The following is a 19314-nucleotide window of genomic DNA, read 5'->3' as shown; positions in this document are numbered from 1 at the left end:
TCAGGGGCCCGGGGGACGAGCCCGGGGGTCGGTCCGGGTCGGCGGCGGTCAGCGGCCGCGCAGGCCCCGGTCGACGGCCGTCATCAGCTCGCCGTCGGAGGTGTCCGCGTCGAGCGACCAGAACATCGCACCGCCGAGGCCGTGTTCGCGGATGTACCCGGTCTTGGCGCGCAGCACCTGCGGGTCGTCGTACGTCCACAGGGTGGTGCCGTCGAAGAGCCAGGCGTGGCCGCCGCGCCGGTCCCGGTGGATCGTGTAGGTGCCGGAGTCGGCCAGCTTCTTCAGCGCCTTGTAGTCCTCGTACCCGGCGGCCCAGGTGGCCGGTGCCGGGCCCGTGGCCGGTTGCCCCATGCCGTCCCCGCCACCGCTGACGCCGGTCCAGCCCTGGCCGTAGAACGGCATGCCCATCACCAGCTTGCTCGCGGGGGCGCCGCGTCGCAGCCAGGCGTCCACCGTGCCGTCGACACTGAAGTCGCCGCGGGCGCGGAGCGCGGACTGCTGGGCGGTCGTCGGTTCGCCGGAGACGTGGAAGTCGTAGCCCTGGAGGGTCACGAAGTCGAGGTCGCGCATGATCCGGCGGACGTCGAAGCCCGCGTCGATCTTGGCGGGGGCGGTCGGGACGAAGGCGCTCAGCTCGTACGTGGTCTTCTTCTTCTGGCTCCGCGCGTACGCGTCGAGCTGTGTGCGGAACTCCTTGACCAGCGCGGTGAAGTTCTGCTTGTCCTCCGGCCGGTACTTCGTGTCGGTGTCACCCGCGGAACCGGGCCACTCCCAGTCGAGGTCGATCCCGTCGAAGACGCCGGCGGCCGCTCCCGCACCGCCGCGGGCGCCGTCCTGGGGAAGGTTGCCCTTGATGTAGAGGTCGATGCAGGACTCGACGAAGGCCTTGCGGGAGGCAGGGGTGAGCGCGGCGTCCGAGAAGTGCGTGGACCAGCTCCAGCCGCCGAGCGAGATCAGCACCTTGAGGCCGGGGTGCTTGGCCTTGAGCTCGCGCAACTGGTTGAAGTTGCCGGCGAGCGGCTGCTCGCCGGTGTCGGCCACCCCGTCGACGGAGTTCGCCGCGTCGAGCGGACGTACGTAGTCGGCCCAGGCGTCGGCCTCGCCGGGCACGTTCCCGGTGAAGCACTTGCCCTGCGGGCTGACGTTGCCGAAGGCGTAGTTGATGTGGGTGAGCTTTCCGGCGGAGCCGTTCGCCTCCAGGTCCTGGACCTGGAAGTCCCGTCCGTAGACGCCCCATTGGGTGAAGTAGCCGACCTTCTTGTACGAGCGGTCGTGGCCGCCGCCGTCGGCCTGCGCGACAGCGGCGGGCGCGAAGGCGGTCAGCAGGGAGAGGGAGCAGGCGGCGACGGCCAGCCTGCCGAGCATGCTGCGGCGCATGGGCTTCCTTTGCGGATGCGGGGAGCGGGGCGTGTGCGCGTGCGCTGTGCATGCCGGAAACTATTGGTCTGGACCAGATGGGTCAAGGGCGCGGCCGAAACTCGTCCACTACGGGATCGGCAGGCTCCACTGGCCGACGTCGTCGGCCAGACCGCCGTTGAGGGCGAACTGGACCGCGGCCGGTTCGGCGTCGGCGGGGAGCCGGAAGGTGATGAAGCCCTCCGCCGTGGCGCCGGGGTCGAGCGTGACGGTGCCGGGGAAGGCCGGCCCGGCCGTGGTGGGGAGGCCGAGCCCGGTGGACCGCTGCCCGGCGGTGTCCAGTAGATGCGCGGCGGGCGCGGGGGAGTCCTGGTAGACGGCGGTCCCGGTGTTCTCCAGGCGGAAGCGCGTGGCGACGAGCCGGTCGGTGGCGGTGGGCCGGTCGGGCCCGGTGGCGGTCGCGGGGTCCACCACCTGCGTCAACGTGACGTCGAGCCGCTGGCCGGGCAGGGTCCCGGCGAGGGAGATCGTCTCGCCCGAGCCACCGGGGGCGGCGCCCAGCAGAGCGGTGGTGAGGAGCGCGAGAGCGACGAGGGGTCGTCGACATCGGAGCATGACGGAACCTCCCGCTGCACAGGTCCCCCCGCCCACCATCCTCCGCGCCCCCGAGCCGCGCCACCGTTCACTGCCCGTAGCCCCCGGAGCCCGGCCGCGTCACGACCTCGCTCGGCCGAGCCTCCCGTACCCGGCGGTACCGCCGCACGCCTCGCCGGCGGACGTGAGAAGAGTGTGGCGGCGTCCAGCCGCGGCGGTCACGCTGCCGGCCCGAAGCCGGCGCACAAGGTCTCCCTCGTGCCGATCGGCCCTCTTCCGCCGAGCCCACGGCGGGTACGGGGCTCCGACGGCCAGGGTCGGAGTGCCCGCTGCTTCCCCGACACGCTGAGCGGGCTATTCAGTGGATCTCCGGATCCGGCTGTGCCAAGGTTGGTTTCACCGAAGGGGTGTAGCTCAGCTGGCCAGAGCGCCGGTCTCCAAAACCGAAGGCCGCAGGTTCGAGTCCTGCCGCCCCTGCAATGCGGTGAGTGCCCCACTTGGGGCCTGCCCTGCGAAAACACCGAAGCCCCGCCGAGACATCGGCGGGGCTTCGCTCTGTTCACGATCGACGGCTGGCCCCCTGCTGGCCCGAGCGGCTGCTGATCTCAGCCGTCGAGCCTGACACCTGTGGGGCCCGTCGACCTACACCGGCGGGCGGCCGGGGGTCGGCGCGGGCGGCGGCGACGGCAGCGCCGGGCCCGGGTTCGGCGGCATCTTCGGGCTCCCGGTGCCGTGCTTGCCCATCTTCAACTTCCTTCCGTTGAGCCCGTAGATACCGAGCGGGGGGGGAACAGGTCCACGCGGGCCGGATAGCCGCCCTGCGCGCAGGGGATGCACAGCAGGTCGCCGCCGTGGCTGTGTGGGCGGGGGCGCGCCGTTTCTACCTGCGCCCGCCAGCAGGCTTCGCAGGTCGTGACGTCCGTCGGGGAGGCCACGTACTCGGTGGTGATCACCACAGGTCCGGAGAGGCGTCGAACCCGGCGGCCTTGACAGCGGTCATGCTGCGGTCCTGCCAGCCGGGGGCCGGGGACTCTGTGCCGGTGACGGCCGGGTAGTGGTGGACGAACACGCCGAGCCGTACGCAGAGTCGGGCGGAGATGGCGGTGTTGTCGATGAGGGCGTGCCAGCCGGCGTCGACGGGGCCGGACGGGGCGAGGCCCACGTCCGGGTAGCAGGCCATCGCGGCCACGAACTTCAGAGCTTCGAGTACCCGCTGCTCTGCGGCGACCCAGCCCAGCTCGGGGTGGGTTGTAGCGAGGGTGGCGGTGACGATCGTGAAGTCGTCCCCGGACAGCAGTGAGCGGGCGTCGTGGATGTCGATCGTCATGGCGGAGCCGTACGAGGGCGGCGGCGGGCGCTCGCCCTTTCCGGCGCTGCACGGGGGCGGGGGTGGACTGGCCATGGGCGTCTCCTCCGGGGATGTGTGTTCGGTGTGTGGTGGTGCAGGCCCGCCCCGGGCGCCCGACGGGGGGTTTGCCGGACGCGCGGGGCGGGAGTTGAAAGGCCGGGATCAGGCGATCCCGTATCGGCCACCCAGACGGCAGCCCAGCGCGTGGACCAGGACGCCGCCCTCGGGGCCACCGAGCGGCAGGGACGTGGCCTTGCACTCCGGGCAGAGGCGCGGCTCGGTCTTGCCCTGCGGCGGGTACGTGCGGGCGCTCACGCGATTGCCTCAATGTTCGCGACGGCTGTGGTCAGCTCGCGGCCGCCGCCGTGCGGGCGGATGTAGGCGACTCCGCCCACCGGTCCTCGTAGCTCGGGGCGGCGGCGGTGTTCTCGACGACCACGGCCATGAGCGTGCCCTGCGTGCCGGACGCGATATCCCGCACCGGGCGCCGGAGCAGCGGGTGAGGGACCTCGGTGTTCGCATCGTGCGGGGTGGCCATGCCGGTGCTCCCTACCGTCGTCAGCGGGTGGTGCATCAGAGCGTGACGAGGCCGGGATCGCTGCCGCCAGGGATGTGCAGATCTGTGCATCAAGTCAACCCGCCAGGGAACTTGGCCACATCGGGACCTTGACCGGGCACCCGCCGCCCACAACGCTGATGCACAGAAGTGCACAGGCCGATAGCAGGAGGCAGGCATGCCGCTACTGTTCGTAGGGATCGACCCCAGCACCGGAGACAAGCAAAGCCCCACGGGTGGGCCGACGTAGAACACGGCGAACTCGTGCTCCAAGGATGGAAGCCCAGCCCGGAACTGGAGGCCGAGTGCGCAGCCACCGAAGTACCGGGGCACGCGATCGGAATCCCCGAAGGAGAAGCGGTCATCCGCATCCCCGCCCGCATGCTGCACATGATCAGGGAGACGTGCGATGCGCTCGACGCCCACGTTCGATGAGCTGATGGCCAGCTGCACCACGGCCGTCCACCTGGAGATGCGCGACAGCTACGCCGTGGACTACGAGACCGGCCCGTTCGCGGACTGGCGTGCGGGGTACCGGCACGATCCGGCCAACCGGGCAGCCTGGTGGCGGCCGTGGCTTGACCTCGTGGCGGAGGCGACAGGCCGCGGCGTCACGATCCACCGGGCCCGGATCGTCTCCGAACCCGTCAGCGAGTACACCCGCTTCCTCTCCGGCGGCGACGTTCACCAACGTCGCCGCCGGAGAGGAGGTGCGCTGGCTACCCCGCCGCCGAGCCTCGGACATCGCCCTGCCGGGCAACGACTTCTGGCTGTTCGACGACGAGTGGGTCCACTGGAACCACTTCGCCGGCGACGGGTCGTCCCTCGGCGAGGAGATCACCAGCGACCCGGTGTCCGCGAAGCTGTGCGTTGAGGCCTTCGGCGCGGTCTGGGCGAGGGCCACGGCGCACGCCGAGTACAAGATCTGACAGGACGGTCCGACGCTCGATGCCCGCCTCCCCGTCGTCCTCCGCGCAGGCCGCCCGCGCAGCCGTGGCAGCACGGCTGCGTGACCTCCGCAAGGGCGCGGGGCTGACCGTCGCCGAGCTAGCCGGGCTCTGCGGCTGGCACCACTCCAAGACGTCCCGCATCGAGAACGCGCGGACCGCCCCTTCGGCCCGGGACATCCACCACTGGTGTCGCGCCTGCGGCTGCCCGGATGAGGCGCCGGACCTCGTCGTCCGCTCCGTGAACGCCGAGTCGATGTACAGCGAGTGGCGCCACCAGGTACAGGGACTGAAGAAGCTCCAGAACTCCTGGCCCCGGGTCTTCCAGGAGACGCGGCTGTTCCGAATCTACTCGTCCACCCTCGTGCCCGGCCTGCTGCAGACCGAGGGGTACGCGGGCGGCCTGCTCGGGACGATCGCACGGTTCCGCAGCTACCCGGAGGAGGGGGCAGAGGCGGCGCACGCCCGCGTCGACCGCTCCCGGGTCATCCACGACCAGGGGCGCCGCGCCGTCTTCCTCGTCGAGGAGGCCGCGCTGTACTACCGGATGGGCACCCCCGACGCGATGGCGGCCCAGCTCGGCTACCTCCTGACCGCGGGCGCCCTGCCATCGGTGTCCCTGGGAGTGATCCCGCGTGCGGTGGAGCAGCGCACGGTCCGGCCGCTGGAGACCTTCCACGTCTACGACGACACGTTCGTCTCCGTGGAGCTTCTCTCGGCGGAGGTCAACATCATGCAGCCCACGGAGATCGCGCTTTACTTGAAGGCGTTCGAGCAGCTGCGCGGCATGGCCGTATACGGCGCCGCCGCCCGCGCGCTGGTCGTCAGCGCCATCGAGGCGCTCGGCCACGCCTGACCCCGGACGCACGAAAGCGCCCATTCCCCGTTTGGTGGATCCGTTCACCCGCTCCCGGGGCGAGTGCGGAGCAACCCCCGTGGGAACGTTCGAGGATGGATCCGACCCAGTGGTTGAACTTTTGATTGTCACGGTTCGGACACTGCCGCCCCTTGTCACCCGTCCGCCCATACGGTGACCGCATTCGCACCAGTCCCCTGGGGGTTCTCATGTCGCAGCAGTTTCCACCGACCGGCCAGCAGGGCGGATTCGGATACCCACCCCCACCGCAGCCCAAGAAGGCCAGCGCCGGAAAGATCGTTGGGTTCTCGTGCCTCGGCATCGTGGGCCTGTTAGTCCTCCTCGGCATCATCGGCGCGCTACTCGGCGGCGGCGACGGGGACGACAAGGCAACGGCAACGAAGGATCCTGACACGTCGCAGGCCGCAGCGCCGTCGGTGCCCGCGAAGTCGGCCGACACGAAGACATCGGCCGCGCCCGAGAAGAAGTCGGCGGTCGCCGTGGTGGCGAAGAAGGCGGCGTTCAAGGCGTCGATTCTGGCGAAGGGCGATGGCTACACCAGCGTGTCCGTCACCGTCACCAACAACAGCAGCAAGGAGATCAGCGTCAACCCGCTCTATTTCACGATCACCGACACCGCGGGTACCAAGCACACCATCGAACTGGCCGCTGACGAGAACCAGATCGCAACCGTCGACCTCGCCCCCGGGGAGAACGTCACGGGCAGCATTACGGGCAAGGGCAGCTTCACAGCGAAGACCGTGACCTACACCGACGGACTCATCGGGGACGCAGTTCGAGCTGACGTCTCGTAAGGCGTCGCCACACCTCCGCAGTGGATCGCCTGTGGCTGCGTTCCGCTGCGGGGAGCGAACGTTCGACGGTACCTACGCGTCAGGCGCCGAGTGGTGCGGGAGGAATTCTCGGACCTCAGATCGCTGCAGGCGGCAACTCACCGACGCGGCCTCCAACGGCGGGGCCCGGCGGATGTGGGGCAGGCCGGGGGGGCCGGGCCTTGGGGGCCGGTGGCCTGGCCGCCTTCTGGCAGACTGGGCGCGTTACCCAGGCGGTGCAGGACAGGAAACCGGTGTGATTCCGGTGCGGTCCCGCCACTGTGACCGGTCGTTCCCCCGTGGGGGGCCGGGAGTCAGACACTGACGCACCGCCTCTGCTCGCTCTTTCACGTCGACCAGGGGACGCGGATCCCCCGGAGAGGCCCCGTCATGCTGTCGCGTTCCCGCGCCGCCCTGCGCGCGCTCATACCCGTCGCACTCCTGATACCCCTGGCCGCGTGCGCCGGTTCCCCCGAGGCGTCGAAGGACAAGGCCGCCGGGGACCCCGCCGCCGCGCCCGGCTTTCCGTACACCCTCACCAACTGCGGTGTGAGCAGCACCTACCAGGCCCCGCCGCAGCGCGCGGTCGCCATGAACCAGCACGCCACCGAGCTGCTGCTCGCCCTCGGGCTGGAGGACCGGATCGCCGGGTCCGCCTACCTCGACGACGCCGTGCTTCCCGTGTACCGGCCCGCCTACGACAAGATCAAGGTGCTGGCCAAGGAGTACCCCTCCAAGGAGGTCCTGCTCGGCGCCGACCCCGACTTCGTCTACGGCGGCTACGCCAGCGCCTTCGACAAGGGGCAGGGCCGCGACCGCGAGGGACTCGCCAAGACCGGTATCAACTCCCGTCTCAACGTGGAGTACTGCACCGAGGGCAAGGTCGGCCTCGACCAGCTGAAGACCGAGATCACCGAAGTCGCGCGGACCTTCGGCGTGCCCGAGCGTGGCGCGAAGCTCGTCGAGGACGAGCAGCGCCGCATCGACGCCGTGACCACCCGGGTCAAGGACCGGGCCCGGCCGTCCGTCTTCGTCTACGACTCCGGGGAAGCCTCCGCCGCGACCTCCGGCGGCAACGGCATCGGCAACGAGATCGTCTCGCTCTCCGGCGGCACGAACGTCTTCGCCGACCTCAAGGACACCTTCGGCGACGTCTCGTGGGAGCAGGTCATCGAGCGCCGGCCCGCGGTCGTCCTCATCTACGACTACGGCGGCACCACGGTCGAGGCCAAGAAGCAGCGCCTGTTGAACGACCCCGCGCTCGCCGAGGTTCCCGCCGTCAAGAACAAGCGGTTCGTCGTGCTGCCGCTGTCCTCGGCCGTCCTCGGCGTGCGCGTCGCCGACGCCGTCGAGTCGCTGGGCAGCCAGCTCCACCCCGCCGCCCCGTGAGGCTGCGCACCGCCGCCGTCCTCCTCGTCCTGGTCGTCGCGCTCATCGCCTCGGCGGTGGCGGGCCTGGTGCTGGGGGCGGTACGGATCGCCCCCGACCGGGTCTTCGACATCATCCTCGGCGGCCTGTCGGGTGAGCGGCGCACCGGTGCGTTCGCCGCCATCGTCTGGGACGTGCGGCTGCCGCGCGTCCTCCTCGGGGCCGTCGTCGGCGCCGGGCTGGCGGTCGCGGGCACCGTGCTGCAAGCCCTCGTACGCAATGAGCTCGCCGACCCCTTCCTGCTCGGCGCCTCGTCCGGAGCCTCCGCCGGAGCCGTCCTCGTGATCGTCTTCGGTACGGGGGCCTTCGCGTTCGGCATGGGCCTGCCGCTCGCCGCCTTCGCCGGCTCCATGGCCGCGCTCGTCGCCGTCTACGCGATGGCCCGGCGCGGCGGAACCATGACCACCGGACGGCTCACCCTCGCCGGCGTCGCCGTCCAGTACGTCCTGTCCGCGCTCACCAGCCTCGTCCTCGTGCTCTCCGCGCACCCCGACCAGATCCGCTCCGCCCTCTTCTGGACGCTCGGCGGCCTCGGCGGGGCCCGCTGGGACGAACTGGCCCTGCCCGCCCTCGCGCTGCTCCTCGGCACAAGCCTGCTCATCGCCCTTGCCCGGCCGCTCGACCTGCTGCTGGCGGGGGAGGAGGGCGCGCGCACCCTGGGCCTCGACACCGCGCGCTTCCGCGCCGCCGCCTTCGTGCTCACCTCGCTCGTCATCGGCGTGCTCGTCGCCTACAGCGGAGCCATCGGCTTCGTCGGACTGATGGTGCCGCACGCCGCCCGGATGGTCGTCGGCGCCGGGCACCGGGCGCTGCTGCCGGTGGCCGCGCTGGGCGGGGCGGTGTTCCTGACCCTGGCCGACCTGGTCGCCCGTACCGCCGCCGCGCCCGCGGAGATACCCGTCGGCGTGGTCACCGCGCTCGTCGGCGGGCCGTTCTTCCTGTGGATGCTGCGCCGCTCCACCCGTACCGAAGGGGTCACCGGATGACCGGGAAGAGGGATGCGGCCCCGCCGGTGGAACTCGGCGTCGAGGGCGTGCGTTATGAGATCGACGGGCACACGCTGCTGCACGGGATCGACCTCGCCGCCCGCCCCGGTGAGACGGTGGGTGTGGTCGGCCCCAACGGCAGCGGCAAGACCACCCTGCTGCGCTGCGTCTACGGCGCCCTGCGCCCCACCGCGGGCCGGGTGCTGCTGGACCGCGCGGACGCCGCCGCGCTCAGCGTCAAGGACCGGGCCCGGCGCGTGGCGGTCGTACCGCAGGACGCGAGCGGCACCCTCGGGCTGACCGTCCGCGAGGTCGTCGCCATGGGCCGCAGCCCGCACAAACGGTTCTGGGAACAGGACGGACCGGGCGACGCCCGGCGGGTGGCCGAGGCCCTGGAGAGCGTCGGCGCGGGCCCCTTCGCCGCCCGCCGCTTCGACGAGCTGTCCGGCGGCGAACGCCAACGCGCCCTGGTGGCCCGCGCCCTGGTCCAGGACACCGGCCTGCTCGCCCTGGACGAGCCGACCAACCACCTCGACATCCGCTACCAGCTGGAGATCCTGGCCCTGGTCCGCGCCCTGCCGGCCACCGGCCTGCTCGTCCTGCACGACCTCAACCTCGCCGCCGCCTACTGCGACCGCCTGTACGTCCTGTCCGGCGGCCGGGTCGCCGCCTCGGGCCCGCCGCACGAGGTGCTCACCGAGGAACTGCTGGCCGAGGTGTACGGGGTACGGACCCGCGTCGAGGTCCACCCGGACACGGGCGCGCCGAACATCGTCTACCTGCCCGTGAACGGCGACAGGCGACAGGCGCACGAAGACCGGATGACACCGGGTGGCGAAGCCGGGGCCGGTCCCGGGGCCGGATCCGCCGCGTCCGATGCGTAAGCCGCGCTGGCTTGTTTCAAGCGGCGGGTCCGGAAAACGTCCGGCTCTTTTCCGCCAAACGACTGCGTGACCGGCGAAGCATCTCGGGTTCCGGAGGTGCTTCGACAGGTATCTCCGGGCCTTGCGGCGCACGGAGGAATGAATAATCAGGACCGTACGTTTCGCTACGGTCGCCGCACACGTCCCGTCCTGAACGGACTGGACCTGGTCCTCACTCCGGGCCACACCGTTCTGCTCGGTCCGAACGGGGCGGGAAAGAGCACCTTGCTCGCGCTCGGTGCGGGCGCGCTCGAGCCCGGTTCCGGGCGGGTGGGTCTCGGGCCGTTGTCCGCCGGCGGCTCTCGCGACGCCCGGACCTACCGCCGCAAGGTCTCCTGGCTGCCGCAACGCCCGGGCTTCCTGCCTGGGTTGACCTGACGTGAGCACGTGGCCTACATAGGCTGGCTCAAGGGTATGCAAGAACGTGAGGCCTGGGCAGCCGCCCCCGCAGCGATCGAACGAGTCGGCCTGGCTGAGAGGCTGAACGACCACATCAAGACCCTTTCCGGTGGCCAGCAGCAGCGCGTGGCCATCGCCGGGGCGCTCGTCCACCAGGCGGAGGTGCTGCTCCTGGACGAGCCGACCGTGGGGCTCGACCCGCACCAGCGCCGCCGCTTCCTCGACCTGCTGGTATCGCTGCGCGGCACCGTGCATGTCATCGTCTCGACCCACGACATCGGTGACCTCGACGGGGCATTCGACGAGGTGGTGGTCTTCGAGTCGGGCAGGGCGAGGTTCCAGGGACCTGTAGCGCTCTTCGACAGCTACGCCGCACCCGACTGCGCCCCGGCCGCCGACTGGAGAGCGCGTACGCCTCCGTGCTGGAGGCCGCGGAATGATCACCTGGGCCAATCTCCGCGCCTCGGCCGCCCCATGGGTGGTGCTGCCCGCCCTCGTCTTCTCGGGCCTCTACATCACCGCCAACCTGACGGACAGTGAGAGCTGTCGGAAGGTCGCAGGGATCGTCGCGGAACGGTGGCAGGAGTTCCTGGGGTTCGGGACGGACGTGATCGACTCCGCCATGGTGCGAGCCGCGTACGAGCAGCAGCGGCTCCGGGTGCTCCTCCCCGGGGTCAGCCACGGCATCCTCCACCTCAGCCGGTGCACGGGCACGAAGGACGACCTGTGACGGCGACGCCGGTGGTCGGAGTCGTGGCTGACAGTTGAAAGGTGACAGCTGACAGTCGTCGTGGCGGAGGGACCGGGCCGGACCGAGCTCCGGTCCGGTCCCGGTCCTGGCTCGCGCCGCGCACTCGGTGGAAGCCGGCCGGTCCTACGCGGCGCCGGGTTCCTGGTAGCCGTACGGGCGGGTGATGATCTCCATCCCGTGTCCGCTCGGGTCCGTGAAGTAGACCCCGCGACCCCCGTCGTTGTGGTTGATCTCGCCGGGGTGCTTGCCGTGCGGGTCGGCGAAGTACGGGACCCGCGCCGACCGGATCTTCTCGAACGCCGCGTCGAACTCCTCCTCGGAGAGGAGGAACGCGTAGTGCTGCACGGTGATGGACGCGACCGGGATGGTCGCGAAGTCCAGGGTGACACCGTTCGCGGTCTCGACGGGAATGAAGGGGCCCCACTCGGCGCCGACTTCGAGGTCGAGGATGTGTGCCAGGAAGGTGGCCGACTCCCGGTTGTCACGGGAGTGGATGATCGTGTGGTTCAGCTGAACGGACATGAGTGAATGCCTCCGAAAGGCACGTCACGGCGCCTCCATGCCTCACCCGGTCGGTGACCGACACGCGATGCCGTGATCACGATCCTAGACACCCGGTTCGGGCGAAGTCCACCCTTTCCACCCCCGCGCCCCGTCCCTGTCCGCGTGCCGCGCCTCACGAACTCCCGTACACCGCCTTGACGTTGTCCTGCGCCGGGTGCGTCCGGCCGGCCGGGCCCGCCGCGAACACCCGCAGGAGGTTCTCGGTCACCCGCGTGGTCAGCGCCCCCGAGCGCGCGTCCAGACCGTGGTTGCGCCCGCTGCGCCCGTCGCCGGTCGCGTCCAGCGCCTCCACCCACCGCATCGTCCCGGTGGCGAACACCCCCGCCCCGCTCGGCACCGTGTAGTAGGCCGTGTCCTGGTGGCTGGGCCGGCCCTCGCACACCACGGGGGAGTGGGCCAGGATCTCGATCGGCCGGGGCGTCGGGAAGCCGGTGTTGACCTTGTCGTACTCGACGCCGACCAGGTGCTCGAAGCGGTCGCCCGCCTGTGCGCCGGCGCCCTCGAAGAGCCAGTGCCCCGGGTTGGTCACCACGTACGGGGCGTCCACCGGATAGCCGTCGTAGATCACGCCGAGCAGTGAGCTCTCCGGATCCGCGCCGGGCGCCGAGCGGAAGTCCACCGTCGCCGGATGGCCCCGCTTGAACCCCGGATCCTGCTCGTAGGAGGACTTGTAGCAGACGAGCGTACGGTCCGGCCCCAGGTCGGAGGCCTCCAGTCGGATCCGGCGGAAGCAGCAGTTCGCGCCCAGGATCGCGATGTTGGTGCCGGCGTCGCGCGCGGCCGTGAAACGCTCCCGCTGCTCCGGAGACCAGTACTCGTCGTGCCCGAGGGAGAGCACCGCGGCCGCTCCCTCCAGGAGCCGCTTCTCCCGTGCCACGTCGGTGGTGGTCGTGTACGCGAGGGGTATGCCGAGCCGCTCGGCCAGAGCCACGAGCGGAGCCTCGTACACCAGGAACAGGCCCGCGCCGTCGTCGTACTCGTACGGCCGGTCGAAGCTCACGGCGAGGGAGCGGGAGGCGAACCCGCCGCTGGGGCCGTCGTAGCTGCCGTAGCCGCCCCAGCGGTTGTAGGCCTGCCAGGTGGCCACGGCGTTGACCACGACCGTACGTCCGTCCGTCGTCGCCGAGCGGACGGTGAGCGGGACGAAGCGCTGGCCCTCGCCGCCCTGCGCGTCCAGCCGCAGGAGGTAGCAGCCCTCCGGCCAGCCCTTCGTCTCGACGGTTGCGGAACGGGTCCACCGCGTGCGGACCATCCTGGTCCCGGCGTCCACGGTGTGCTCCGGCTGCCGGGCCCCGGGCAGGGCCTCGGAGCGCCACACCAGCCGCGCGCGGGCGCCGCCGTACCAGCCCATCCGGTAGGCGGAGACGGTGAAGCGGGGTGCGGTCGTCGACACGTGCAGCCCGAAGGACTCGCCGGACAGGACGCTGACCCGGTCCGCGAACCCCTCGATCGCCCGCGTCGGGCCGGCCTTGGTCACCGGCCAGTCGGCGTGGCCCGGGCGGGCATTCTCGGCCTTGACGTCGAAGCCGTGCGACCCCGCCGCCGACGGCTTCCCACCCGGCGCGGCGGACTCCGGCTCGGCTCCTGCAGCCGCCCCGGATTCGCCGTCGCCGCTCGCGCAACCGCCGACGGATCCGAGCCCCGCGGCCGTGGCCGCCCCCGTCGCGATGGCGAGGAACCGCCGCCTGCCTGCGCCTTCGCCTGCGCCTTCGCCTGCGCTGTCCGCGGTGAGCCCGGCCGTGTACTTCCGATCCATGGAGGGCACGTTATGTGACGCTTGGGCCCACGTTTCCACCGGCCTGCTCGCTCCGGCCGGTCTCCGGGTGGGGCATGATCCGGATCGTGACGCGCCCGCCTCTGCCGACCACCGAGTCCGCCGTCGCCGCGATCCGGGCCATCGCGGCCGAGTACGGGCTGCCCATGGCCGTCACCGACGACATCGGCGCCGACCGGATCTCGCGCAGGACTTCCGCGCCCCTGTTCTCCGTCCTCGACCCGGACGGATCGTGGACGGAGTGGAGTTCCTCGACGTGCCCCGGGTCGCCGTCCCGCCGTCCCGCCGTCCCTGACATCCGTCTACAGCCGACTGGCCTTCGCGCATCGAGGGCCCCGCGCTCACGCCCTGGCTCGCCGACCGCATCCGCGACCGGTGAGGTGTCCGGCCGACGGACAACCGGGCGAGCGGCGGTCGGGGCGACCGGACCGATCAACCGTCACGAGCCGCCGGCCCCGGCAGTCGGTCGGCGTGAGACTCGACCTTCCGGTGGTCAGGGCCGTACGTTGGCGTGCAGCCGACCGGCGACGGGGCAGCGTGCCCCGGGAGTCCGGTGACGGGCTCGGACTACGGAGGAGCGACTGTGGACGGTTCACCCGAGGGCCAAGCGGACGTGCTGAACGCGGTGGTGCTGGCGATGAGGTTCCGGATGGCGTACGAGGACGTCTGCACCGCCTACTGGGGCCGCCCGGCCGGGGAGTTCGAGCAGGCGCTCATGGAAGCCGCCCACCGGCGCGGTGTGCCCGTCGACGAGACCTTCGCGAAGCGAGCCGCGTTCGAGCTGTTCGCGTGGGAGTAGCCGGGTCAGGCCCCCACGGGACTTCCGCGCGCCGAAGTGCCGTGCCCGGACGAGGCGAAGTCGGCCTGGGGCGGCCCCCGTCGGACCAGGACCAGCAGACTTCGGGTAGCGCGTGGTGACATACCGCGGCGCACACGGACGGTGCGCGGTACAGCAGTTGTGGCAGCTGCTCGAACCGGTCCACGCCGACGTCCACTTCGACCCGGAGACCTACGAGGAGGCCGGCGCGCCCGGCTAGCCACCGAGGACCGGTGGCCGACGTACTTCGCCCAACACGCCGCCCCGCCCGCCCGGCTGCTCTCGGCCGGACCGTCTCCGCCGAGCGCTCCCTGCGCGCCCTGTTCGGCGAGCGCGCCCCTCCCCTCCCCTCCCCCCTCCCCTCCCCCCTCCCCTCCCCGCTCGAGCGGCGCGCCGCCCTGGCGGCGACCCACGGCTTCCACGGCCTCGAACTGCGCGCCACCCCGGGGAACCCCTGCACCCCGGCATCGCGGCCTCCGACCGCAAGGGCATCCGGGGCAGGGTGCGCGCCACCGACCCGGCAGCTGTTCGCCCGGCAGTTCCGGCCGACGCCTACGTCGACCTGTCCGGCCGGGAGACCGGCCCGGTCCGGCTGAACGGCTTCCTCCTCGGCCACCACGACACCCCGCGCGGGCCGCAGCGCCCGCTCTACGCCCCGGCACCCCTCTGGCGGACCGCGGCGGACGCCGACGAGATCATCGTGCTCGAACTGGAGCGCCCCGGCACCGAACCGCACCTGCGCCACCGGCCCGACCTGGGCCGCACCACGGTCGTCACCCTCGAATGAGAGAATTCCCCATGTGAAGCGCACGAGCACCCGCCTGGCCGACGGCCGCGAGATCCTCTATTACGACACCGGCGACGGCGCCGCGCGCGCCTTCCCCGACACCCGCCCGCTCGGCACGTCGGCGTCCGCGACCAGCTCCGAGGTACGGCGCGATCCACTCCTCGGCGACCGCGTCGTCATCGCCTCCCACCGGCAGGACCGCACCTACCACCCGCCCGCCGACGCCTGCCCGCTGTGTCCCTCCACCGAGGGACACGTGAGCGAGATCCCGGCCCCCCACTACGAGGTGGCCGTCTTCGAGAACCGCTTCCCTTCGCTCGCCGCGGACACCGGCCGCTGCGAGGTCATCTGCTTCACCCCCGACCACCTGACCTCCTTCGCCGAGCTCGACGAGGAGCGCGTCGCTCTCGTACTCGCCGCCTGGAGCGACCGCACCGCCGAACTCTCCGCCCGCGAGGGGATCCGGCAGGTCTACTGCTTCGAGAACCGCGGCGCCGAGATCGGCGTCACTCTCGCCCATCCGCACGGCCAGATCTACGCCTTCTCCTTCGTCACCCCGCGCACCGCCCGCATGCTCGCCACCGTCGCCGCCCACCGCGCACGCACCGGGGGCAACCTCTTCGATAAGGTGCTGGCCGCCGAACGCGCCGAAGGCACCCGGGTCGTCCTCGAAACGGAGCAGTGGACCGCCTTCGTCCCCTACGCGGCGCGCTGGCCGTACGAGGTCCACCTCTACCCACGCCACCGGGTCCCCGACCTGCCCGCCCTCGGCGACGCCGCCCGCGCCGAGTTCCCGCGGGTCTACCTGGAGCTGCTGCGTCGCTTCGACCGGCTCTTCGACCGGCCCGAGCCGACCCCGTACATCTCCGCCTGGCACCAGGCCCCGACCGGCGAGGGCCGCGAGGACTTCGCCCTCCACCTGGAGCTGTTCACGATCCGCCGGACCGCGGACAAGCTGAAGTACCTGGCCGGGACCGAATCCGGCATGGAGGCCTACATGAACGACGTGCGGCCCGAGGACGCGGCCGCGCGGCTGCGAGAGGTGGCGAGCGCGTGAGCAGCACCGCGCAGGACGGCTTCCGGCAGCTGTACGGGTATGCGCCCGAGGGAGTCTGGGCGGCACCGGGCCGGGTCAACCTGATCGGCGAACACACCGACTACAACGACGGCTTCGCCCTGCCCTTCGCCCTCCCGCAGCGCACCGAGGTGGCCGCCGCCCGGCGCACCGACGCGATCCTGCGGGTCCACTCGGCCGACGCCCCCGGCGGCGCGGTCGTCCTCGACCTCGCCGGTCTCGATCCGGCGAGCCCTCCGCGGGCCGCCGCGAGCTGGGCCGCGTACCCCGCCGGGGTCGTGTGGGCCCTGCTGGACGCCGGACTTCCGGTCGGCGGCGCCGACCTGCACGTACGGTCCGACGTACCGACGGGCGCCGGCCTGTCCTCCTCGGCCGCCCTGGAGGTGGCCACCGCACTGGCCCTCACCGACCTGTACGGGATCCCGCTCACCCGCCCCGAACTGGCCGTGCTCGCCCGCCGCGCCGAGAACGCGTACGTCGGGGTCCCCTGCGGGATCATGGACCAGATGGCCTCGGCGTGCGCCACCGAGGGACACGCCCTCCACCTGGACACCCGCAGCCTCGAGCTGCGCGGCATCCCCTTCGACTGCGCGGCGGCCGGTCTGCGCCTCCTCGTCATCGACACCCGGGTCAAGCACGCACTGGCCGACGGGGCCTACGCCGAGCGCCGGGCCTCCTGCCACCGGGCGGCCGAGGACCTGGGCCTGCCCGCCCTGCGCGACATTGCGTACGAGGGTCTGGAGCGGGCGCTGGCCCGCCTCGGGGACCCGGTGCGGCGCAAACGGGTCCGGCACATCGTGACCGAGAACGAACGGGTCCTGCGCATCGAGGAGTTGCTGCGCGCCGGCCGACTGCGCGAAGCGGGTCCACTGCTCACCGAAGGACACGTCTCGCTGCGCGACGACTACGAGGTGTCCTGCCCGGAGCTCGACCTCGCGGCGGCCACCGCCGACGCGGCGGGTGCGTACGGGTCCCGGATGACGGGCGGCGGCTTCGGGGGCTCGGCGCTGGCCCTGATCGACGCGGAGGCCGAGCAGACGGTGACGCGCGCGGTGACGGAGGCCTTCCGCCGCGCGGACTTCGCCCCACCCCGCATCACGCCGGCAGCCCCGTCCCCGGGCGCCACCCGCGTCGTCTAGGCCGACGCGCGGGTCATGGGGGACGCGGTCGGCCGCCCTGCACGTGGCGGGGGTGCCGGAGCGGATCGCCGAGGACGCGTCCTCGGGGCAGGCCCGACACTCCGGTTCGTGTCATTCTCCTCACCCGCGCGGAGGCTGGAGAAGAGGAATCCACGAAACGCGTTCCCGCTCCGGAGAACGACGCCGCTGTGCCCGAGGGCGGTGGCCGCGGCGATCGGGAGCGATCGCATCCCCTGCGCAGAATCCTGGTGACAGCCTCAACACACTTACCGGGCCCGCTTGTTGGGCACCTGGGCGCATCTCATGGCATCGCGGACCGGGTGCGTCCACCCGGCTGGTCCCGTCGGTCGGCCCGCGGATACCGCTACTGTCCGAGTCGCGCGCCCACGACAGGTCGGTTGCTTGCGGCCCGGCAAGGGTGCACACTTGCGCGAATTCCGGTTCGGGCGCAGCGTCGCACCCTCATGACGGATGTACCCGGGAGCGACGCCCGGGTCGTCAAAAAGCTACACGGGAGCACGTGTTGAGTACGCCGAGTACCGTCCGCCAGCAGCATCTCCGAAGCCTCAGCGACGGCGAACTCTGCGCCCTGTTGCGTGGGCACACTTCGGAGACCGACGCGGCGGTCAGCGACGTGATGGATGAGGTGTTCGCCCGTCACCATCCCTCGGTGCTCGCCTACGCCCGTACGTGCTGCCGGGAGCTGTCCACTGCCCAGGACCTCGCTGCCGAGGCCTTCGCCCGTACGTACCGAGCCATTGCCTGGGGTGCCGGACCCGAGTACGCCTGGCGGCCTTACCTGCTGACCTGCGTTCGCCGTCTGGCGGCCACCTGGGCGCGGCAGGCCGCCCGTACCCGGCTGTCCGACGACTTCGAGGAATGGGCCGCCCGCCTCTCGGACGGCCAGGACACAGAGGACGCCGTCTTCACGGCGGAGGAGGGATCACTGGTCCTGCGTGCCTACCGGTCACTGCCCGAGCGCTGGCAGGCCGTGCTGTGGCATTCCGTTGTCGAGGACGAGCCGGCGGCTGATACCGCGGTACGCCTGGGGATATCGGCGGGAGGTGTCGGCTCACTGGTCGCGCGTGCGCGGGAAGGCCTGAAGGAGGCGTACCTGCGTGCTCACCTGGACCAGACCACCAGCGACGAGTGCCGGCACTACGGAGGGCAGATCGCCGCCAGGCTGCGCCGACCGGGCAAGCGCCTCACCCGGGACCTCGGCCGCCACCTCCAGGGGTGCGACGAGTGTGTGCGGGCCGAGCGCGACCTGCGTGACGTCAACGGCCGTCTGGGCGTGCTGCTGCTGGGTGGAATCCTGCTGTGGAACCCCGCTTCCTTCCTGTCGGCCCTGGGTGGGAACGGCACCCAGGTCGTCGCAGCCACACTGAGCGGGACGCAACTGGCCGGATCCAAGGCCGGTGCCGTGAAATGGGTGGCTGCGGCTGCGGCAGCGGTGGTGGGAACCGCGGCCATGGTGGTCGCCCTGCTGCCGGCCGACTCCGGGAGCGGCAGATCCGGCGAGGCCGCAGCCCCCGCCAGAACTCCCGCGGCCCAGCGCGGCCCGCTCCCGGAGGCAGCACCGATCGTGGCCATCGGCCCGGCGGCCTTCGCCACGGCTCCCGCCACAGGCCTCCCTTCCGCCTCCCCGTCCGCCTCGCCGACTTCGGCGTCGCCCTCGCCGGATCGCACCGGGGCAGCTCTGGTCAACGTGGGCTCGGGGCTGTGCGTCGGCATGGGCGGCGCCGGTTCCGGCGGCCCGTTGCAGCTCGAGAAGTGCACCGGTAAGGCCGATCAGGCGTGGCAGCGGCTGCCCGCTCAGCGGAACACGTACCAGCTCCGCAACGCGGACACCGGCACCTGCCTCGACGGAACCACCGGCGGCGGGAATCTTGCCGCGGTCACCCTCCGCCCCTGCCGGACCGGCGCGGACCGGGCGACGCAACTCTGGCGGTTCGAGCCGGACGCGCGAGCCGGCGCCTACCGCGTCTGGTTCGTGCCGAAGGTCCCGAACAGCGATTACTGCGACCATCTGCTGGGCCCGCGGAACTGGCCGAAGGCCGACCCGCCGCGTCCGGGATCGGCGATGGTGCACCTGCCCAACTACTACAACTCGGTCAACCTGCTCTTCGCCCTGCGGTGACCGAGGGCGGGCCGGGCGGCGAGTGGGGACGGAGTCCGCGC

21 protein-coding genes, 1 tRNA gene, 4 pseudogenes and 1 riboswitch are annotated in these 19314 nt (G+C 71.8%); of the genes and pseudogenes, 17 read left to right on the top strand and 9 right to left on the bottom strand.

What is annotated here, in order from left to right:
• Positions 1 to 48: 48 nt before the first annotated feature.
• Positions 49 to 1377 (bottom strand): glycoside hydrolase family 18 protein, encoded by a 1329-nt coding sequence (locus tag ACIQZO_RS03730; RefSeq protein WP_403619540.1) that lies wholly within the window; start codon positions 1375 to 1377, stop codon positions 49 to 51.
• A gap of 108 nt (positions 1378 to 1485) precedes the next feature.
• A complete protein-coding gene (locus tag ACIQZO_RS03725; RefSeq protein WP_403619537.1) occupies positions 1486 to 1971 on the bottom strand; it encodes a hypothetical protein in 486 nt (161 codons plus the stop codon).
• A gap of 382 nt (positions 1972 to 2353) precedes the next feature.
• On the opposite strand from ACIQZO_RS03725, the gene ACIQZO_RS03720 reads away from it, so the two are divergent.
• Positions 2354 to 2427, top strand: a tRNA-Trp gene (locus tag ACIQZO_RS03720).
• A 165-nt stretch (positions 2428 to 2592) separates the two neighbouring features.
• On the opposite strand, the pseudogene ACIQZO_RS03715 reads toward ACIQZO_RS03720, so the two are convergent.
• The 4 genes and pseudogenes from ACIQZO_RS03715 to ACIQZO_RS03700 all read right to left on the bottom strand — a co-directional run bounded on the left by ACIQZO_RS03715 (position 2593) and on the right by ACIQZO_RS03700 (position 3836).
• Positions 2593 to 2903, bottom strand: a pseudogene (locus tag ACIQZO_RS03715) (hypothetical protein).
• Complete coding sequence (locus tag ACIQZO_RS03710) at positions 2900 to 3352, bottom strand: hypothetical protein (RefSeq protein ID WP_403619534.1); 453 nt, start codon at positions 3350 to 3352, stop codon at positions 2900 to 2902. Before ACIQZO_RS03710 ends, ACIQZO_RS03715 begins: the two are co-directional and overlap by 4 nt.
• 108 nt (positions 3353 to 3460) lie before the next feature.
• Entirely contained in the window at positions 3461 to 3613 is a 153-nt protein-coding gene (locus tag ACIQZO_RS03705) for a hypothetical protein (protein ID WP_403619532.1), read from the bottom strand.
• A 31-nt stretch (positions 3614 to 3644) separates the two neighbouring features.
• Positions 3645 to 3836: a hypothetical protein gene (locus tag ACIQZO_RS03700; protein WP_403619529.1), complete on the bottom strand. Its 192-nt coding sequence runs from the start codon at positions 3834 to 3836 to the stop codon at positions 3645 to 3647.
• A 196-nt stretch (positions 3837 to 4032) separates the two neighbouring features.
• Between ACIQZO_RS03700 and ACIQZO_RS03695 the strand changes: the two are divergent.
• The 10 genes and pseudogenes from ACIQZO_RS03695 (at position 4033) to ACIQZO_RS03650 (ending at position 10956) form a co-directional block, all read left to right on the top strand.
• Positions 4033 to 4289: pseudogene (locus ACIQZO_RS03695) on the top strand (hypothetical protein).
• A pseudogene (locus ACIQZO_RS03690) lies at positions 4264 to 4783 on the top strand (DUF6879 family protein). The pseudogenes ACIQZO_RS03695 and ACIQZO_RS03690 overlap by 26 nt, the downstream one beginning before the upstream one ends.
• A gap of 19 nt (positions 4784 to 4802) precedes the next feature.
• Complete coding sequence (locus tag ACIQZO_RS03685) at positions 4803 to 5657, top strand: helix-turn-helix domain-containing protein (protein WP_403619526.1); 855 nt, start codon at positions 4803 to 4805, stop codon at positions 5655 to 5657.
• 209 nt (positions 5658 to 5866) lie between these two features.
• On the top strand, positions 5867 to 6472 hold the full coding sequence (locus ACIQZO_RS03680) for a DUF4352 domain-containing protein (RefSeq protein ID WP_403619523.1): 606 nt from the start codon (positions 5867 to 5869) through the stop codon (positions 6470 to 6472).
• A 223-nt stretch (positions 6473 to 6695) separates the two neighbouring features.
• Positions 6696 to 6835: riboswitch (cobalamin riboswitch) on the top strand.
• 48 nt (positions 6836 to 6883) lie between these two features.
• Complete coding sequence (locus ACIQZO_RS03675) at positions 6884 to 7879, top strand: ABC transporter substrate-binding protein (protein ID WP_403620865.1); 996 nt, start codon at positions 6884 to 6886, stop codon at positions 7877 to 7879.
• Entirely contained in the window at positions 7876 to 8904 is a 1029-nt protein-coding gene (locus tag ACIQZO_RS03670; RefSeq protein ID WP_403619520.1) for a FecCD family ABC transporter permease, read from the top strand. Before ACIQZO_RS03675 ends, ACIQZO_RS03670 begins: the two co-directional genes overlap by 4 nt.
• Entirely contained in the window at positions 8901 to 9788 is an 888-nt protein-coding gene (locus ACIQZO_RS03665; protein WP_403619517.1) for an ABC transporter ATP-binding protein, read from the top strand. The genes ACIQZO_RS03670 and ACIQZO_RS03665 overlap by 4 nt, the downstream gene beginning before the upstream one ends.
• A 138-nt stretch (positions 9789 to 9926) precedes the next feature.
• A pseudogene (locus tag ACIQZO_RS03660) lies at positions 9927 to 10352 on the top strand (ATP-binding cassette domain-containing protein); the annotation flags it as partial.
• Positions 10353 to 10766 (top strand): AAA family ATPase, encoded by a 414-nt coding sequence (locus ACIQZO_RS03655; protein WP_403620863.1) that lies wholly within the window; start codon positions 10353 to 10355, stop codon positions 10764 to 10766.
• Complete coding sequence (locus ACIQZO_RS03650) at positions 10663 to 10956, top strand: DUF6193 family natural product biosynthesis protein (RefSeq protein ID WP_403619514.1); 294 nt, start codon at positions 10663 to 10665, stop codon at positions 10954 to 10956. The genes ACIQZO_RS03655 and ACIQZO_RS03650 overlap by 104 nt, the downstream gene beginning before the upstream one ends.
• A 144-nt stretch (positions 10957 to 11100) precedes the next feature.
• On the opposite strand, the gene ACIQZO_RS03645 is transcribed toward ACIQZO_RS03650, so the two are convergent.
• From ACIQZO_RS03645 to ACIQZO_RS03635, 3 genes are all read right to left on the bottom strand, one after another.
• Positions 11101 to 11499 carry a VOC family protein gene (locus ACIQZO_RS03645; protein WP_403619511.1) on the bottom strand — a complete coding sequence of 133 codons (399 nt, stop codon included), beginning with the start codon at positions 11497 to 11499 and terminating at the stop codon, positions 11101 to 11103.
• A 154-nt stretch (positions 11500 to 11653) separates the two neighbouring features.
• Entirely contained in the window at positions 11654 to 13297 is a 1644-nt protein-coding gene (locus tag ACIQZO_RS03640) for a N,N-dimethylformamidase beta subunit family domain-containing protein (protein WP_403619508.1), read from the bottom strand.
• A 10-nt stretch (positions 13298 to 13307) separates the two neighbouring features.
• Complete coding sequence (locus ACIQZO_RS03635; RefSeq protein WP_403619505.1) at positions 13308 to 13613, bottom strand: hypothetical protein; 306 nt, start codon at positions 13611 to 13613, stop codon at positions 13308 to 13310.
• Positions 13614 to 13898: 285 nt separating this feature from the next.
• Between ACIQZO_RS03635 and ACIQZO_RS03630 the strand changes: the two genes are divergently transcribed.
• The 6 genes from ACIQZO_RS03630 to ACIQZO_RS03605 all read left to right on the top strand — a co-directional run bounded on the left by ACIQZO_RS03630 (position 13899) and on the right by ACIQZO_RS03605 (position 19273).
• Positions 13899 to 14114 (top strand): hypothetical protein, encoded by a 216-nt coding sequence (locus ACIQZO_RS03630; RefSeq protein ID WP_403619502.1) that lies wholly within the window; start codon positions 13899 to 13901, stop codon positions 14112 to 14114.
• Between the two features lie 112 nt (positions 14115 to 14226).
• Positions 14227 to 14352, top strand: coding sequence for a hypothetical protein (locus tag ACIQZO_RS03625; protein ID WP_403619499.1), 126 nt, complete (start codon positions 14227 to 14229; stop codon positions 14350 to 14352).
• Positions 14353 to 14634: 282 nt separating this feature from the next.
• Positions 14635 to 14919: a hypothetical protein gene (locus ACIQZO_RS03620; protein WP_403619496.1), complete on the top strand. Its 285-nt coding sequence runs from the start codon at positions 14635 to 14637 to the stop codon at positions 14917 to 14919.
• 13 nt (positions 14920 to 14932) lie between these two features.
• A complete protein-coding gene (galT, locus tag ACIQZO_RS03615; protein ID WP_403619493.1) occupies positions 14933 to 15976 on the top strand; it encodes a galactose-1-phosphate uridylyltransferase in 1044 nt (347 codons plus the stop codon).
• Complete coding sequence (galK, locus tag ACIQZO_RS03610; RefSeq protein WP_403619490.1) at positions 15973 to 17133, top strand: galactokinase; 1161 nt, start codon at positions 15973 to 15975, stop codon at positions 17131 to 17133. The genes galT and galK overlap by 4 nt, the downstream gene beginning before the upstream one ends.
• A gap of 523 nt (positions 17134 to 17656) precedes the next feature.
• Positions 17657 to 19273, top strand: a complete 1617-nt coding sequence (locus tag ACIQZO_RS03605; RefSeq protein WP_403619487.1) for a sigma-70 family RNA polymerase sigma factor — start codon at positions 17657 to 17659, stop codon at positions 19271 to 19273.
• Positions 19274 to 19314 lie beyond the last annotated feature (41 nt).

The organism is Streptomyces sp. NPDC097617, assembly GCF_044761485.1.
Lineage (GTDB): Bacteria > Actinomycetota > Actinomycetes > Streptomycetales > Streptomycetaceae > Streptomyces.
This window is presented reverse-complemented; position numbering and strand designations above follow the sequence as displayed.